1 protein-coding gene is annotated in these 1,004 nt (G+C 60.3%); it reads left to right on the plus strand.

Annotated features, from left to right (window positions below; genetic code table 11):
• Window positions 1-6: 6 nt before the first annotated feature.
• Entirely contained in the window at window positions 7-810 is an 804-nt protein-coding gene (gene istB / locus HBN63_RS21610) for an IS21-like element ISPst3 family helper ATPase IstB (protein ID WP_011911830.1), read from the plus strand.
• Window positions 811-1,004: the final 194 nt, after the last annotated feature.

The following is a 1,004-nucleotide window of genomic DNA, read 5'->3' on the forward strand; positions in this document are numbered from 1 at the left end:
TCGGTCATGCGTGATTTGATGGCGGAACTCAAGGAGCTGCGCCTGCACGGCATGGCCACGGCCTGGGCGGAGTTAACTGCACAGGGTGAGTCGAACACAGCCTCGTCCAAGTGGCTGCTCGAACACCTGCTGGAACAAGAGCACACAGATCGCGCCATGCGCTCGGTGAGCCACCAGATGAACATGGCCAAGCTGCCGATGCACCGCGATCTGGCCAGCTTCGATTTCAACGCCTCTAGCGCCGACGCACGCCTGATCAGCGAGCTGGCCAGCCTGGCCTTTACCGACACCGCGCAGAACGTGGTGCTGATCGGTGGGCCAGGCACCGGTAAAACCCACCTAGCCACCGCGCTGGCCGTGTCCGGCATCACCCGGCACGGTAAGCGCGTGCGCTTCTACTCCACGGTCGATCTGGTCAATCTGCTGGAGCGCGAAAAACACGACGGCAAAGCCGGGCGGATCGCCCAGGCACTGCTGCGCATGGATCTGGTCATCCTCGACGAACTGGGTTATCTGCCGTTCAGCCAGGCTGGCGGTGCGTTGCTGTTTCACCTGCTGTCCAAGCTGTACGAACACACCAGCGTGGTGATCACCACCAACCTGAGCTTCGCCGAATGGTCGAGCGTGTTCGGCGACGCCAAGATGACCACCGCCCTGCTGGATCGGCTGACCCACCACTGCCACATCGTCGAAACCGGTAACGAGTCCTATCGCCTGCAACACAGTAGCTTGGCGGCCCAGGCCAAGATCAAATCACGGGAGCGAAAGCGTAAGGGCGGCCAAGAACCGGAGGACGATGAGCCGTTCTGATTTCATGGCGACGACGGCCTGCTACATGGCTGCGTGTGGCAGGTCTTAAACAACTGAACTGGGCTAGCGAAGGAGTGGGGGCAACAGCAGCTGCGCTGGTAGACTTATCCACAGTTGCTGGTAACAAAATCAGCAATCCGCCCTGGGTCAAATTTCAATCGGCAGGGTGGGTCAATTTTCCATCAGCGCCAACA

Origin of the sequence: Pseudomonas sp. WS 5011 (assembly GCF_012985775.1) — a bacterium.
Lineage (GTDB): Bacteria > Pseudomonadota > Gammaproteobacteria > Pseudomonadales > Pseudomonadaceae > Aquipseudomonas > Aquipseudomonas peli.